This window comes from Streptomyces sp. NBC_01471 (assembly GCF_041438865.1).
In the GTDB taxonomy this organism is placed as follows: domain Bacteria; phylum Actinomycetota; class Actinomycetes; order Streptomycetales; family Streptomycetaceae; genus Streptomyces.
On sequence record NZ_CP109450.1, the window covers coordinates 3,201,981 to 3,216,479 of the forward strand.

Annotated in this window: 13 protein-coding genes; 4 read left to right on the forward strand and 9 right to left on the reverse strand. The window is 70.2% G+C overall.

The genetic code is table 11. The annotated features are described in order from the left end of the window. The first annotated feature begins 27 nt into the window (after window positions 1-27). Entirely contained in the window at window positions 28-2,121 is a 2,094-nt protein-coding gene (locus OG285_RS13900) for a hypothetical protein (protein WP_371791107.1), read from the forward strand. Then, on the forward strand, window positions 2,118-3,695 hold the full coding sequence (locus OG285_RS13905; protein ID WP_371791108.1) for a hypothetical protein: 1,578 nt from the start codon (window positions 2,118-2,120) through the stop codon (window positions 3,693-3,695). Before OG285_RS13900 ends, OG285_RS13905 begins: the two co-directional genes overlap by 4 nt. Here OG285_RS13905 and OG285_RS13910 read toward each other — a convergent pair. The 8 genes from OG285_RS13910 to hemL form a co-directional block, all read right to left on the reverse strand. Further along, window positions 3,665-4,192, reverse strand: a complete 528-nt coding sequence (locus OG285_RS13910) for a hypothetical protein (RefSeq protein ID WP_371791109.1) — start codon at window positions 4,190-4,192, stop codon at window positions 3,665-3,667. The genes OG285_RS13905 and OG285_RS13910 overlap by 31 nt on opposite strands. 115 nt (window positions 4,193-4,307) lie before the next feature. Then, entirely contained in the window at window positions 4,308-5,384 is a 1,077-nt protein-coding gene (gene ccsB / locus OG285_RS13915; RefSeq protein WP_356835969.1) for a c-type cytochrome biogenesis protein CcsB, read from the reverse strand. Further along, the gene (locus tag OG285_RS13920) at window positions 5,381-7,165 is read right to left on the reverse strand and encodes a cytochrome c biogenesis protein ResB (RefSeq protein WP_371791110.1); all 1,785 of its coding nucleotides are present in this window, start codon (window positions 7,163-7,165) and stop codon (window positions 5,381-5,383) included. The genes ccsB and OG285_RS13920 overlap by 4 nt, the downstream gene beginning before the upstream one ends. Before the next feature lie 7 nt (window positions 7,166-7,172). Continuing rightward, the gene (locus tag OG285_RS13925) at window positions 7,173-7,946 is read right to left on the reverse strand and encodes a cytochrome c biogenesis protein CcdA (RefSeq protein ID WP_356835964.1); all 774 of its coding nucleotides are present in this window, start codon (window positions 7,944-7,946) and stop codon (window positions 7,173-7,175) included. A gap of 4 nt (window positions 7,947-7,950) precedes the next feature. Next, window positions 7,951-8,571 carry a TlpA family protein disulfide reductase gene (locus OG285_RS13930; RefSeq protein WP_371791111.1) on the reverse strand — a complete coding sequence of 207 codons (621 nt, stop codon included), beginning with the start codon at window positions 8,569-8,571 and terminating at the stop codon, window positions 7,951-7,953. Between the two features lie 67 nt (window positions 8,572-8,638). Further along, complete coding sequence (locus OG285_RS13935) at window positions 8,639-9,874, reverse strand: hypothetical protein (protein WP_356836008.1); 1,236 nt, start codon at window positions 9,872-9,874, stop codon at window positions 8,639-8,641. A 105-nt stretch (window positions 9,875-9,979) separates the two neighbouring features. After that, window positions 9,980-10,678, reverse strand: a complete 699-nt coding sequence (locus OG285_RS13940; protein WP_371791112.1) for a histidine phosphatase family protein — start codon at window positions 10,676-10,678, stop codon at window positions 9,980-9,982. After that, window positions 10,675-11,997, reverse strand: coding sequence for a glutamate-1-semialdehyde 2,1-aminomutase (hemL, locus tag OG285_RS13945; RefSeq protein ID WP_371791113.1), 1,323 nt, complete (start codon window positions 11,995-11,997; stop codon window positions 10,675-10,677). The genes OG285_RS13940 and hemL overlap by 4 nt, the downstream gene beginning before the upstream one ends. A gap of 116 nt (window positions 11,998-12,113) precedes the next feature. Here hemL and OG285_RS13950 point away from each other — a divergent pair, with 116 nt between their 5' ends. After that, complete coding sequence (locus OG285_RS13950) at window positions 12,114-12,683, forward strand: hypothetical protein (RefSeq protein WP_356835956.1); 570 nt, start codon at window positions 12,114-12,116, stop codon at window positions 12,681-12,683. A gap of 216 nt (window positions 12,684-12,899) precedes the next feature. Here OG285_RS13950 and OG285_RS13955 read toward each other — a convergent pair whose 3' ends face one another. After that, window positions 12,900-13,565, reverse strand: coding sequence for a TIGR03086 family metal-binding protein (locus OG285_RS13955; protein WP_371791114.1), 666 nt, complete (start codon window positions 13,563-13,565; stop codon window positions 12,900-12,902). A 63-nt stretch (window positions 13,566-13,628) separates the two neighbouring features. Between OG285_RS13955 and OG285_RS13960 the strand changes: the two genes are divergently transcribed. Then, window positions 13,629-14,465 carry a DUF6597 domain-containing transcriptional factor gene (locus OG285_RS13960; RefSeq protein WP_371791115.1) on the forward strand — a complete coding sequence of 279 codons (837 nt, stop codon included), beginning with the start codon at window positions 13,629-13,631 and terminating at the stop codon, window positions 14,463-14,465. Window positions 14,466-14,499 lie beyond the last annotated feature (34 nt).

Sequence of the window (14,499 nt, forward strand, 5' to 3'; positions counted from 1 at the left end):
TCTGCGCACGCCGGCGCGGGAGGTGCTGTGGAAAGGGAGTTGTACGCACGGGGCGGTCTCCTCCACGGTCTCGCACCACGGCTCATCGGCCTGCCTCCGCACGGGTTCCAGCAGACGCCCGTCGAGGCGTTCGGCGGTCACCGGGAGGACCTGCCGGTGACCGTCCTGACCGGCGGACGCGGCATGGGCAAGACCGTCGTGCTCAAGCAGCTCCGCACCAACTACCGCGGCCGCACCCCCGTCGCGTTCATCGACTGCGAGCACCCGGACTTCGCGGCGCTCCCGTCCGGGCACCGGCGCGCCCCCTTCTGGTCGCCGGTCACCGAGGCGCTCTCCGTCCTCGGGGAGCAGCTGGGTCCGGCCGTGCGGGGCGCCGGAGCCATCGAGTTCCCCCGGCTGGCCGCCGGTCTGATGGCCATCGCCTCCACCGGGTGGGACCCGAACAACAGCCAGCAGGTGCACGACGAGGCGCTGCGGCTCGGCATGCTCGTCGAGTCGGGGGCGCGGCTCAAGGGTCTGGGCAAGGGCTGGCTCGTCAAGATCACGGCGAAGTTCGCCGCACTGTGGACGGGTGCGCCGCCCGGCCTCGACGTCATCGTGGAGACCACCGTCGAGTCCCTGCTCGAAGACCTCTTCGACCGGGGCCAGCGCGCCGCCGCCAACTGGTACGGGGAGTACCCGGGCGCGGGCGGCCAGGCGAAGCGCGGGCTGAATCTGCTGGCCCTGCAGTTCCACCGGCAGCGCGACAGCGACGCCCGCGCGCTCGCCGAGCGGCACCTCGTGGGCGCGCTCCGCGCCGATCTGCGGGCCGCCTACCAGGGGATGGGGCGGCTGCGCCGGGTCGGCAGGCCGCTGGTGCTGCTCGACAACGTCCAGGCGCCGCTGGGCCGCAGGCTGCTTGAGCCGGTGCTGCGCGACCGCGCCGCGGGCCGGCTCGACCAGGTCGTCTTCATCGCCACGCTGCGCGGTGACGACCACCCGGCGCTGCACTCCGCCGAGCGGTGCCTGCTGCCGGAGGTCACCCACTCCACGCCCTGGACGCGGGGCACCGAGGTCGCGTCGGGTGCGCTCACCGTGGAGCTGACGGAGCTGGGCCCGGAGCACGTGAGCCAGCTGCTCGACCGCGAGGACCCGGGGATGCGCACCCCGCCACTGCTGGCCCGCTCCATCCACCGGCTGACCGGCGGGCGCCCGCTCGGGGTGGCCCTGCTGACGAAGGCCGCCGGGCAGGCCGCCCAGCTGGCCGGGCCCACCGTGCCGGTCGGCGACGGCCCCGAGGACCTCACCCCGGGCGCGCTGCTGTCGCGGCCCGTCGCGCTGCGCGAGGACGAGCCGGGACGTCCGACCGCGACCGAGCTGCTCCAGCAGCTGGTGCACCCCGCCAGGCTCGACCGGCTCGCCGTGCTGGCCGCCGCGCACAGCACGGCCGACGCCGAAGTGCTCGCCGCCGCCCGGCTCGACCACGACGGCGGCCGGGCCGGTGTCCTGCCGATGCGCGATCTGCTGGCCGACGAGTGCTGGCCGGCCGCACCCGACCACTTCGTCGGCGACCCGTTCCTGCGCACCCTGCTGCTGCACCGGCTGCGCCACCCCACCGGTGAGGCCTCGTCCGCCTCGGAGCTCTGGCGCGAGGTCCAGGAGACGATGCGCGACCACTGCTCCGGGCTGGCCCCGCGCCGCCTCCACCACGAGCTGGCGCTCGGTGACACCGAGAACGCCGTCGCCCACCTGCGGGACACCTTCCGGGACGCGGAAGCAGCCGCCTGGCTCGACGAACTGCGCTTCATCGCGTCGGCGCCGCACTTCGCGGAGCGCGACATACGGCGCGCGGTGGCGCTGGGGCGGACCGACTCCGAGCAGCGGCCGCCGGCGGGCGTCGACCGCGTTTTCCATCTGCGCATCCGCCGACTGCTGTACTGCGTATGGCAGTTGACCGATCTGCTGGCGCTGCCCGACGAAGGGCTCACGGAGAAGATGGGCGACGAGCTGGCCCAGCTCTCGGCGCTGCATCCGACCGGCAACGAAGTGCTCTGGCACGCCTCCAGGACCTGGCCGTCGGCCGTCCGGGAGTGGCGGAGCCCGGACCGTACCGCTAGCGACCCAGGGGGCGTCACGCCGTGAGCAACAGGTTCCGCGAGTTCTTCTGGTACACGGGTCTGCGGCGCATCCTCACCTCGGTGGTGGTCCTGGCGCTGCTCGCCGGTGCGGGCATCGCCGCGTACGCCCTCTACACCCCGGACCTGCACTGCGCGAAGGGCGTCGAGCGTCCCGAGCAGGGCGCGGAGTGCATAGGGGTCAACGGCGACGGTTACGACTTCGGGCGGCCCGCGCTGCACGACGTGGCGCAGGCCATCGCCCGCGAGAACAGTACGCTGAAGCAGGGACAGTACGCGACGGTGGCCCTGCTGCTGCCGCTGACCTCGACGGACAGCGACATGGCGAACAAGGTGCTGCACGAGGCGCAGGGCGCGTTCGTGGAGCAGTACCGCGCCAACCACGCCGACAACGACCAGGTACCGAAGATCCGGCTGGTCCTGGCCAACACCGGCGCCGGCAGCGGTCAGTGGTCCGCGACGGTCGAGAAGCTCAAGGGCATGACCGGCGCCCCGGATCAGCTGCGCGCGGTCTCCGGCGTGGCGACCAGCAGCGACGCCACCCGCAACGCGGTGAAGGAGCTGACCCGCAGCCACATCCCGGTGATCGGCACCACCATCACGGCCGACGACATCTCCAACGGCCCCAGGAGCATCCCGTACCCGGGGCTCGCAAGGGTCTCGCCGACCAACAAGGACGAGGCCGACGCGCTGAAGAACTTCGCCGACATCGACCCCAAGAGGACGCTCCTGGTGCGCGACACGCACCCGGGCGACCACTACACGGAGACGCTGCGGGCCGCCTTCAACGGCATGCTGGCGGGCGCGCCGTACGAGGACCGGGTGTACACCTCGCCGCCCGACCAGTCCGAGGACGGCTCGACCGCCAACACCTTCGCGCAGATCACCGACGCGATCTGCTCGGCCCGCCAGGTGAACACGATCCTCTTCGCCGGCCGCCACACCCAGCTCCGGCAGTTCGTGAACGCGCTGGGCAACCGGATATGCGTACGGACGAAGTTCACCATCCTCACCGGTGACGAGGGTTCGTACCTCGGCTACGACACCAAGCTCAACAAGCAGGCGCTGAAGCCCAAGAAGGGCGCGGAGCCGGTCATCGTCCAGTACGCCGCGCTCGCGCACCCCGGCTCCTGGTCGAAGGCGACCGACCCGGGCATGCCGGCGACCGGCGGCAGTCCGGCCGACTACACGGCCTTCACCGACGCGGTGGCCGCGGCTTCGGGCAGGGGCGTCGGGCCGATCGGGCCCATCGGCACCGACTCGCTGGCCGACGGTCAGGCGATCATCGCGTACGACGGGATGGCGACCGCGGTGACCGGCATCAGGCGGGCCAGGGCGAGCAGCAGCACCCTGCCGGACATCGAGGACGTCGGCGCGGTCTGGTCGAAGCTCCAGGGGCCGCTGCGGGTGAACGGCGCGAGCGGCTGGATCTGCCTGGACAACTTCGGCAATCCGTACGACAAGGCCGTGGCCATAGTGCAGTTGACGCAGACGGGCACCCAGGAGTTCGTGAAACTCGCCTGGCCCGACAAGACGAAGAAGCCGCCGGCTCAGGAGTGCCTGCCGCCGCGCGGCCGGTAGGCGGACCGCAGCTCCTGCCGCCGCTCCCGGTTCCCGGCCGGTCCGCCCGCCCGGAGCCGGGGGCGGCCGCCGAGGGCGTCGTGCAGCAGCTCGAAGTGCTCGTGCCAGCAGGCCAGCGCGTCCGGCCTCCGGTCGTCGGGGCCGGTGAACTCATGGGTGAAGCGCACCACGGTCGCCTCGGCCCCGACGGATTCCAGGTGGAACCGGATCCGGCCGTCACCGGCGAAGGTGTACTCGGCGACCTGCTCGCCGTCCCAGGCGGTGACGGTCCCGGAGGCCACCACCGGCGCGTCGGACACGCCGGACCCGCGCAGGGTGACCCGGCCGCCCAGCCGCGACTCGAAGACGTCAGCGGTGGCGAGCCACTGCCCCAGCCCCACCGGGGTGGCCACCTCACCCCACACCCGGGCCGCCGCGTACGGCAGGAAGAGGGCGAACCGCAGGGTGTGGGTGTCCCCGTGGCTGGTGCTCGTGCCGTGTGCGATCGCCTCGGTCATGGTTCAAGCCTCGCCCCAGGAGGCGTGTTCCACACCGGAAGAGGGCCGGTTCACCGACGCGTGTCGGGAAACCGGCCCTCCTGGAGACCGTCCGCGGCCGGGCTGGGCGAGCCGCTCAGACCCCGGCGTAGGAGTGCATGCCGTTGATGAAGATGTTCACGCCGTAGTAGTTCCAGATCCAGCAGGCGAAGGCGAAGAGCGCCAGATAGGCGGCCTTGCGGCCCTTCCAGCCCGCGGTGGCACGGGCGTGCAGGTAGCAGGCGTAGACGACCCAGGTGATGAACGACCAGGTCTCCTTGGGGTCCCAGCCCCAGTAGGTGCCCCAGGCGTCGCCGGCCCAGATCGCGCCCGCGATGATCGTGAACGTCCAGAGCGGGAAGACCGCGGCGTTGATGCGGTACGCGAACTTGTCCAGCGAGGCGGCGGAGGGCAGCCGCGAGAGCACCGACTCGGCGAAGGCGCCCGGCTGCTCGCCCCGCGCGAGCTTGGCCTCGTAGCGGTCCCGGAAGAGGTAGAGCGCGGTGCCGACGAAGCCCATGTAGAACATGGCGCCGCAGATGATCGCGGTCGAGACGTGGATCCACAGCCAGTACGAGTGCAGCGCCGGGACGAGCTGGTCGCTCTTGGTGTAGAGCACCGTGGTCGCCACACCGAGGTCGAGCAGGACCGTGGTGACCAGGGCGAGCCCCAGCCAGCGGACGTTCTTCTTGACCACGAGCAGGATCAGGTACGCGGCGACCGCCACCGAGGAGAAGGTGATCGAGAACTCGTACATGTTGCCCCACGGCGCACGCTGCACCGACATGGCGCGGGCCACCACGCCGCCCGCCTCCACGAGGAAGCCGAGGACGGTCAGCGAGATCGCCATCCGCCCGTACAGGTCGCCCTTCGCGGTGCCGCCCGCGGCGCCGGGGCCGTCCGGGACGTCGCGCGAGCCGGCCGCGGACCGGGTGACGATCTTCGGCCGGTCCAGTACGGCGGTGCCGCCGCCCTGCTGCTTGACCTGTACGGCGGGGGCCGCGGCCGTGGTCGAGGTCAGCGCGGCGGCGGTACGGCCCACCTTGCTGCGCGCGCCGAAGGTCCACTCCGCGATGTGCGCGAAGAAGGCCAGGGTGTAGACGGCCATCGACGAATAGATGAGCACATTGCTGATGTGCGCCAGGTTCTCATTGGTTCCGGCGGCGAGATTCACTTCTCGGCCCCTTCGGGAGTCTCTGCGGATGCAGCGGAGTCAGGCGCCGACGGCGCCACTGAATGGAGCTTTGCGGCCAGGTCGGCCAGCTCCTCGGGGAGCTTCGCGGATTCGCTCCGGCCGAGACCGGCCATCTCCACGACGGTCACGCCGTCCTCTCCCCGTACGGCGCGGACCCAGACGCGGCGGCGCTGGATGAACAGCGACCCGGCGAGACCCGCGATGGCCGCCAGCGCGCCGACCAGCGCGAACTCGGTGCCGGGCTGGTGCGAGATCTTGAAGCTGGCCCACTGCTTGACGCCGAGGAACTGGATCGAGCCCTCGCCGTGCGGCAGCTTCATCGTCTCGCCGGGCAGCAGGAGCTTGGCGAGCTTGTTGCCCTTGCTGTCCTTGTACTGCGTCATGTGCTTCGAGTTGAGCTGGTACACGCTCTGCGGCAGCCCCGAGTCGACCCCGAGGTCGCCGTGGAAGCCGGAGATGGCCATCACCGGGAAGTCGAGGCCCGGGAAGGTGGAGAACATCGTGCCCTTGCCCTTGCCGGCGTAGGTCGGCACGAACATCGTCTGGAAGCCGAGCTGTTCCTTCTTGCCCGCGGCGTCGCGGTAGCCGTCCATCACCTTGATGGCGCCGGTCGACGTGGCGTTGGAGTCGAGCGGCAGCAGCGGCACCGCGTCCCGGTAGATCTCCTTGCCCCTGGCGTCCTTGACCGCGACGATCGGGGCGTAGCCGTGCGAGACCAGGTAGACCTTCGAGCCGTCGACCTCAAGGGGCGTGTTGACCTTGATGACGCCCTTCTTGTCCTTGCCGTCCGCGCCCTCGGAGTACGTCACGTGGGCTTCGTACTTGCGGGGCGTGCCGCGGTTCGGCCCGTTCTTCTCGTACGTCCCGATGAACTTGTCCAGCGTGAAGCTGAACGGCGCCAGCTTGTTGGGGTCGAAGAGCGTGCCGGCCTTGAAGTCGTCGTACTGCGTGAGCGTGTTGGAGAAGCCGTCGCCGTCGACGACCAGCTTGCCGCCCTCGGACTTCCACAGCTGGCCGCTGGCGAAGGAGACCAGGAGCACGATCAGGGCGATGTGGAAGAGCAGGTTCCCGGTCTCGCGCAGGAAACCCTTCTCGGACGCGACCGCGTCACCCGAGACGTGCGCGCGGAACCGGCGCTTCTTCAGCATCGCGAGCGCGGCGTCCCGGACGGCCGCGGGCTCGGACTCCGTACGCCAGGTCGTGTACGCGGGCAGCCGGGTCAGCCGCTTGGGCGCGCCCGGCGGGCGGCCGCGGAGCTGTCCGACGAACTGCCAGGTGCGGGGCACGATGCAGCCGATGAGGGAGATGAACAGCAGGATGTAGATCGCCGAGAACCAGACCGAGCTGTAGACGTGGAAGAGTCCCAGCTTGTCGTAGACGGGCGCGAGCACATCGTGCTTGGCCTTGAAGTCGGTGACCTTCAGCTCGTCGATGCTCGTCTGCGGGATCAGCGAGCCGGGGATGGCGCCCAGCGACAGCAGGAGCAGCAGGAGCAGTGCGACCCGCATCGAGGTCAGCTGCCGCCAGAACCAGCGGATCCAGCCGATGACCCCCATGGCGGGGAGGCTGGAGACCGGGTCCTCCTTCGGCGCCGTGGAGAGCTGGGACCCGGCGGCGCCGAGGTCGGTCTCGCTCCCTGCGGCGTCGCTTCCGGAGCCGTCCGGATTTGCACCGTCCGGGGTCGTGCCGTCCGGACTGGCACCGTCCGGATTCTCCGCCTCCGGATTCGTGGCGTCCGTCGTTTCAGTCGTCTTGCCCATGTGGAACTCAGATCCCCACCGTGTAGCCGGATGACCAGACCTGCATCTCCTGGATGATGCGGTCCCAGGCGCCGGTGACGAGCAGCAGTCCGGTCACGATCATCATGATCCCGCCGATGCGCATGACCCAGGCGTAGTGCTTCTTGACCCAGCCGAAGGCGCCGAGCGCCTTGCGGAAGGCCACAGCCGCGAGCACGAACGGCACTCCGAGACCGAGGCAGTACGCGACGGTCAGTATGGCGCCGCGGCCCGCGGTGCCCTGCTGCGAAGCGAGCAGCTCCACCGTGGACAGCGTCGGTCCGAGGCAGGGCGTCCAGCCGATCCCGAAGAGCGCGCCGAGCAGCGGCGCGCCGGCCAGGCCGGTCACCGGCCGCTTGTGCAGACGGAACTCACGCTGGGTGAGCCAGGGCATCATGCCCATGAAGAAGATCCCGAGCAGGATCATCAGCCCGCCCAGCACCTTGCTGAGGATGTTCTGGTACGCGAGGAGCTCGCTCCCGAAGTAACCGAAGAGCGCGCCGCCCGAGACGAAGACGGCGGTGAAGCCGACCACGAACAGCGCGGCGCCCGCGGCCATCCGGCCCCGCCTGGCCTGTGCGAGATCCGAACCGCTGACTCCGGTGACGTAACTCAGGTAACCGGGGACCAGCGGCAGGACGCACGGCGAGAAGAAGGAGATCAGGCCGCCCAGCACGGCGACGGGCAGCGCGACCAGCAGGGCACCGTCGTAGACGGTCCCGTTGAGCCCGGATTCGGCCGCCACGGTGACGAGCGTGCTCACCGGATCACTTCCCCGCGATCAGCGGGTCGATCATCTTGCGCAGGGTGTCCTCTTCGACCCCGCCGGCCTTGCGGGCCGCGATCTTCCCGTCGCGGTCGACGACGACCGTGGAGGGGATGGACTGCGGGTTCAGGCTGCCCGACGGGAAGCGGAGCAGCAGCTTGCCGCTCGGGTCGTAGAGGCTCGGGTACGGGACGTCGTAGTTCTTCTCGAACGCCCTGGCCGGACCGGTGGAGGTGTCACGGGTGTTGATCCCGACGAACTCCACGCCCTTGGCCTTGAGATCTCTGGAGACCTTCGCCAGGTTCCCGGCCTCGGCACGGCACGGCGGGCACCAGGAGCCCCAGACGTTGAACACCACGATCTTGCCCTTGTAGGCGCTGCTCACATCGAGCGTCTTGCCGTCGACGGTCCTGCCGGACAGTTCGGGCGCGGTCTGGCGCCCGCCCTTCCCGGCGGTGACAATGCCACTGCTGCTGGTCACGTAGCGGGAGCCCTGGGAACTGCTCACCTTGGCGCCGGATCCGCACGCCGACAGGGCGAGCGCGGAGACCGCGGCCACCGCGCCCAGCTGGGTGGCGCGGCGGACATCGGTACGGCGGCGGAGAGGGCGCGTAAGAGCCATGTGAAAAGTTTCGCATGGCCGTTTCCCGGATCTTGGGCACCCCCCTCACTGCCCGGAAAGCCCGATGTCAAGCAGCCTTAAGGAAACTGTTCCAGCCGCCGGCCGGCCGCTGTCCGACTTCGAGGGAACGCAGCTTGTCGAGCACCGCGGGGTCCTGTACGTCGAGCCAGTCGCAGAACTGCCGGAAGGAGACGAGCCGTACGTCGGGACGGCCCGCGATCTTCTTCATCGCTTCCTCGACGGCGTCCATGTAGAGGCCGCCGTTCCACTCCTCGAAGTGGTTGCCGATGTACATGGGCGCGCGGTTGGTTTCGTACGCCCGCTTGAATCCGGCGAAATACGAGTCGGCCGCCTGCCTGCGCCAGTAGGGATAATGCGACGTCATTCCCTTTGTCGAATTCTTGGACTGGTTGGCCAGCATGTTGTAGTCCATCGAGAGCACCTCGAAGGTGTGCCCCGGGAACGGGATCTGCTGGAGCGGGAGGTCCCAGAGCCCACCGCGCTTGACCGGCCAGGTCTGCGTACCGCCGGGCGAACTGGCGTCGTAGCGCCAGCCGAGCCGCTTCGCCGTCGGCAGCAGGTTGTCCTGGCCGAGCAGGCACGGGGTGCGGCTGCCGACGAGTTCCTTGCGGTAGTCGAAAGGCAGTGGCGGCTCGTCGTGCCAGCCGGTGTTCGTACGCCATTCGGTGACGAACGAGACGGCCTGGTCGATCTCGCTCTGCCACTGCTCGGGGGTCCAGTTCCCGACCGAGCCCGAAGTGGTGCCGCAGAAATGCCCGTTGAAGTGCGTCCCGATTTCGTGGCCCTCCAGCCAGGCCTGCCGGGTGTACTTCATTGTCGCCTTGATGTGTTCATCGCTGAGATAACCGATGGCGGAGGCACCGACCGGGTTGTTCGGCGGGCGGTAGAGCGATTTCTTCGACTCGGGCAGCAGGTAGAGCCCGGAGAGGAAGAACGTCATCCCCGCCTGGTGCTCTTTCGCGAGTTTCAGGAAGCGCGGGAAAAGGCCGTTGCCGACCTCGCCCGCGCCGTCCCAGGAGAAAATCACGAACTGCGGCGGAGTCTGCCCCGGCTCCAGCGGGACCGGCTTGGCCGGCTGGTTCGGCTGAAGGCCGGTGTCGGCGGTGGACCCGTCCCCGATCAGCCGGACCGGGCCCTTCTTCGGGCTGGCGCCCGCGCCCTGGTTTCCCTTTTCCGTACTGCCGGCCGTGGACTTGCCGCCGGCCCCACAGCCCGCCAGTCCGGCCGCGGCCGCAGCCCCGGCGCCCAGTCCCAGCAGGCCCCTCCTGCTCATGTTCCGCATCGCGTCACCCATCTGTTGCGTCGTCCGACGGCCCATACAAGCGGGCAACCGGTCAGATGATGGGATTAACGTGATGGTTCCGACTAACCAGTACTATTTTTCACTCTATGCGCCGAACGCCTTTGCTTGTCCTTTGGCGGGCTTCGCGCCGGACAGCAGATGGGACGGCACCAGGTCCCTCGCCGGTTCCGTGTAACCGACGGAGACGATCCGGTCACCCTGGTACGTGAAGGTCGTCAGCGAGGCGAGCGTGCACTGCCGCTTGCGCGGGTCGTGCCACAGGCGCCGCCTCTCGACGAAGCTCCGCACGGTCCAGATCGGCAGCTGGTGGCTGACACAGACCGCCTCGTGCCCGCGCGCGGCGTCCCGCGCGGCGTTCAGGGCGCCCATCATCCGGACGACCTGGTCCACGTACGGCTCGCCCCAGGACGGCCGGAACGGGTTGGTGAGGTACTTCCAGTTCGCGGGCCTGGACAGGGCGCCGTCCCCGACGCCGAACGTCTTGCCCTCGAAGATGTTCTCCGCCTCGATCAGCCGCCCGTCGGTGGCCAGGTCGAGGCCGTGCGAGACCGCGACCGGGGTCGCGGTCTCCTGCGCACGCTCCAGCGGGGAGGCCACGACATGGGTGATGTCCCGGCCCGCGAGATGCCCGGCGACCCGGTCGGCCATCTCCCGGCCCAGCTCGGAGAGGTGGTAGCCGGGGCGGCGCCCGTACAGCACGCCGTCGGGGTTGTGCACCTCACCGTGGCGCATCAGGTGCACGACGGTGATCTCGTTGCTTCTGTCGCTACTGCTGTCGCTCATGCGGACACCTCGGCGGCGGCTCGGGCGGCGGCGGGCAGCGCGGCGGCGATGCGCTCGACCGCCCGCTCGTCGTGCGTGGTCGAAACGAACCAGGACTCGAAGGCCGACGGCGGGAGGTAGACGCCCTGCGCCAGCATCGAGTGGAAGAAGGGGGTGAAGCGGAAGGCTTCCTGCGCCTTGGCGTCCTCGTAGTCCCGGACGGGGCTGTCGCTGAAGAAGACGGAGAACATGTTGCTCGCCGTCTGGATCGTGTGCGCGACGCCCTCCTTGCTGAGCGCCGCGGTGACCAGACCCTGGATCTCCAGGGAGACCGCGTCGACCTTCTCGTACGCGGCGTCGTCGAGCAGCCGCAGCTGGGCGAGCCCGGCAGCGGTGGCGACCGGGTTCCCGGAGAGCGTGCCCGCCTGGTAGACGGGGCCGACGGGCGCCAGGTACGCCATGACGTCGGCGCGTCCACCGAACGCGGCGGCCGGGAAGCCGCCGCCCATGACCTTGCCGAACGTCATCAGGTCGGGGCGGACCCCGTCGACGCCGTACCAGCCGGCCTTCGAGGTGCGGAAACCGGTCATCACCTCGTCGGAGATGTACAGCGCGCCGTCGGCGGAGCAGAGCTCCTTGAGCCCGGCGTTGAACCCGTCGACCGGCGGCACCACACCCATGTTCCCCGCCGACGCCTCGGTGATCACACAGGCGATCTCACCGGGGTGGGCGGCGAAGGCCCGGCGTACGGCTTCGAGGTCGTTGTACGGCAGGACGATGGTGTCGCCGGTCTGCGCGCCGGTCACCCCCGGGGTGTCGGGGAGCCCGAGGGTCGCGACACCCGATCCGGCGGCGGCCAGCAGCGCGTCCACATGTCCGTGGTAGCAGCCGGCGAACTTCACCACCTTCGCCCGGCCGGTGAAACCGCGGGCGAGCCGGATGGCCGACATGGTCGCCTCGGTGCCCGATGACACCAGGCGCACCTGCTCGACGGGCTCGATACGGGCGACGATCTCCTCGGCGAGTGCGACCTCGCCCTCCCCCGGCGTACCGAAGGAGGTGCCGCGCGCGACGGCGGCCTGCACGGCGGCGACGACCTCGGGGTGCGAGTGCCCGAGGATCATCGGACCCCACGAGCACACGAGGTCGACGTACTCACGGCCGTCGGCGTCGGTCAGGTAGGGACCGGTACCGGACACCATGAACCGGGGCGTACCGCCCACGGCACGGAAGGCGCGAACCGGAGAGTTCACCCCGCCGGGGGTCACAAGGGACGCACGGTCGAAGAGCGTCTGCGAAACTGGGGCTTCGTATTCGTACGGATAGCTCACACAAGCCATGGTGTCAGAGGCGCAGACGGTATTGCGGACAGGTGTTTCACCGCACATCCGTGGGGGAGGTCTCTGACACGATGATCGGGTTGCGCGGCGGCGGCCGCGAGTGGTCGGGTGGAGATATGCATCGCGGTGGCGGACTGGGCGAGGGGACCGATGACCTGGGTCCCGAGCCTGCCCGAAGGGGAAAGCACCGACGAGAGGCAGAGGCACGGGCGAAGGCACGGAGTACGGGAAGCAGGAGCGGTGGGCTTGTGGGTGTGACCTACAAGTACTTCGGCGCGCCCAACGGGGCGACGGCGGCCCGGGTGCCGGTCACCATGCGCCCCGAGGAGCTGGGCGGTGACGAGCTCGGCATGGGCGGCATGTTCACGAAGATAAAGCCGGAGACCATGGCCGCCATGGTCCTCACCGGCATCCAGGGCGTACCCCTGGGCAAGGTGCCGCCGCTGGAACTGGTCGTGCTGCACCCCGACTACGCGGTGGTGAAGCTCCCGATGACGGTCGTCGACCCGCTGCGCGGCGTCGGCGAGGAGTCGGTCGGTGCCGCAGCCTTCATCTGGTCGACGGTCCCGGACCGCGGCGGCCCCCGGGACGCCTTCAACGCCTACCAACTGCTGCACGAGTGGCAGGACTTCTCCCACCGGCTGCACGACGCGGGGCATCAGGCGTACTGCCTGGTGTGGCCCTGACCTCGGGCGAAAGGTCCTGGGCCCTTCGTCCGGTTCAGGACGCGTCCTGCGGGGTCCGGCACGCCCGCATCATGGTCCCCGCCAACCCCGGTGTGAACACCACCACATGGGTCCGCCGCCGCACCTTCCGGACATGCCGATGAGCCTCTCTCCGGCGCGGCCGGCCTCACCACCGGACCCGGCGGCGCGGGCCTGCGAAGACGGACCGGACAGGGCCTAACGGCTCCAGCGCGGATCGCGGCCGGTGACGGCGAGCACCTGGTCGAACGCGGATGCCCCGGCCGCCACCGGCACCGGCTCGCCGAAGACGCCCCCGGCCCGGGCCATCGGGGCCATGTCCGCGAGCGCGGGCAGGATCTCCTCGATCACGGACGGCTCCGGCGCGAACCCCTGGCCGGTCGCGCGGGCCAGGTCCCAGGCGTGCACGGTCAGATCGCCGAGCACCATGTGGCCGACCGTCCTGGCGGGCAGATTCATGGCACCCGCCGTGCCCTCCTCCGCGCCGGGCGCGGCCCACGCGGTGACGAGAGCCCCGGTCTCCTCGCCGAACCTGCGCCGCCAGTCGCCCACCATGTACTCCGGCTCCGTACCGAAATCCACGTCCTTGCGGGCGGCCAGCGCCTGGAAGTTCACCAGGACATGGATGAGGTGGTTGACCAGCGCGCGTACGTCGTACTCGGCGCACGGCGTACGGTCCGCGAGCTGGTCGTCCCCGATCCCGCGGACCACGGGGAGCGCCTGCGCGGCGGCGGCGGCGAGCAGCTCGCTGATCGGGGCCGCTCCGGAAGCCCTGGGGATTCCGGGGATTCCGTTCCCGTTTCCGTTCCCGTTCGTGTGCTCGTCCTCGTCCTCGTTCTCGTTCTCGTTCTCGTTCGTGTTCATGGCTCCGACGTTAGGTCGGCCGACCGGAGGCGTCTTGAAGAAACGCGACATACGATCACTCGCATGTCAGGTCCGCTGCCCGGCCCGCAGCCCGGCCCACGGCGCGATACCAGGGGCATCGTCGATGCCCCCGAGCTCTTCGCCCGCGTCCGGTTCCGCCGCCGCGCACCGGCGCCCGCGCTCCGTCCGTATCTGGAGCACTACTGGCTGATCGACTGGGACCTGGCCGAACCGCACGTGTCCCGTGTCGTACCGCACCCCTCGGTGAACATCGTCTTCCAGCGCTTCGGCGACTCGCCCGCGTTCGGCGAGGTCGCGGGCGTCGGGCTCGGTCTGTTCACCCAGACGCTGACCGGGGTGGGCGCGGTGTGCGGCATCCAGTTCCGGCCCGGCGGTTTCCGGCCCTTCGTACCGGACCGTCCGGTGGCGGAGTGGACCGGACGCCGTGTCCCGCTGCCCGAGGTTTTTCCTGATTCGGCCGCCTGGCCGGCGGACATCCTCACACCGTCCGACGAGGACGCGCGGGTGGCCGCGCTGGACCGCTTCCTGCTGTCGCCGGCTCCCGAGCCCGACCCGCAGGCGGACCGGGCGATGGCTCTGGTGGACCGGGTGCGTACGGACCGTACGATGCGCCGGGTCGAGGAGCTGGCCACCGGGGAAGGCGTATCGGCGCGCTCCCTGCAACGGCTCTTCACCTCGTACGTCGGCGTGAGCCCCAAATGGGTGATCCTGCGCTATCGCATCCATGAGGCCCTGGAGCGCGCGGAGGAGGACAAGGCGGTCGACTGGGCGGCGCTCGCCGCCGAACTGGGCTACAGCGACCAGGCGCACCTCACGCGCGACTTCACCGCGACGATCGGCGTCACCCCGGCGGCGTACGGCGCCGCGCCCAGGCCGTAGCGGACGGACCTCTGCGGCGGTACCGCCGCACCGG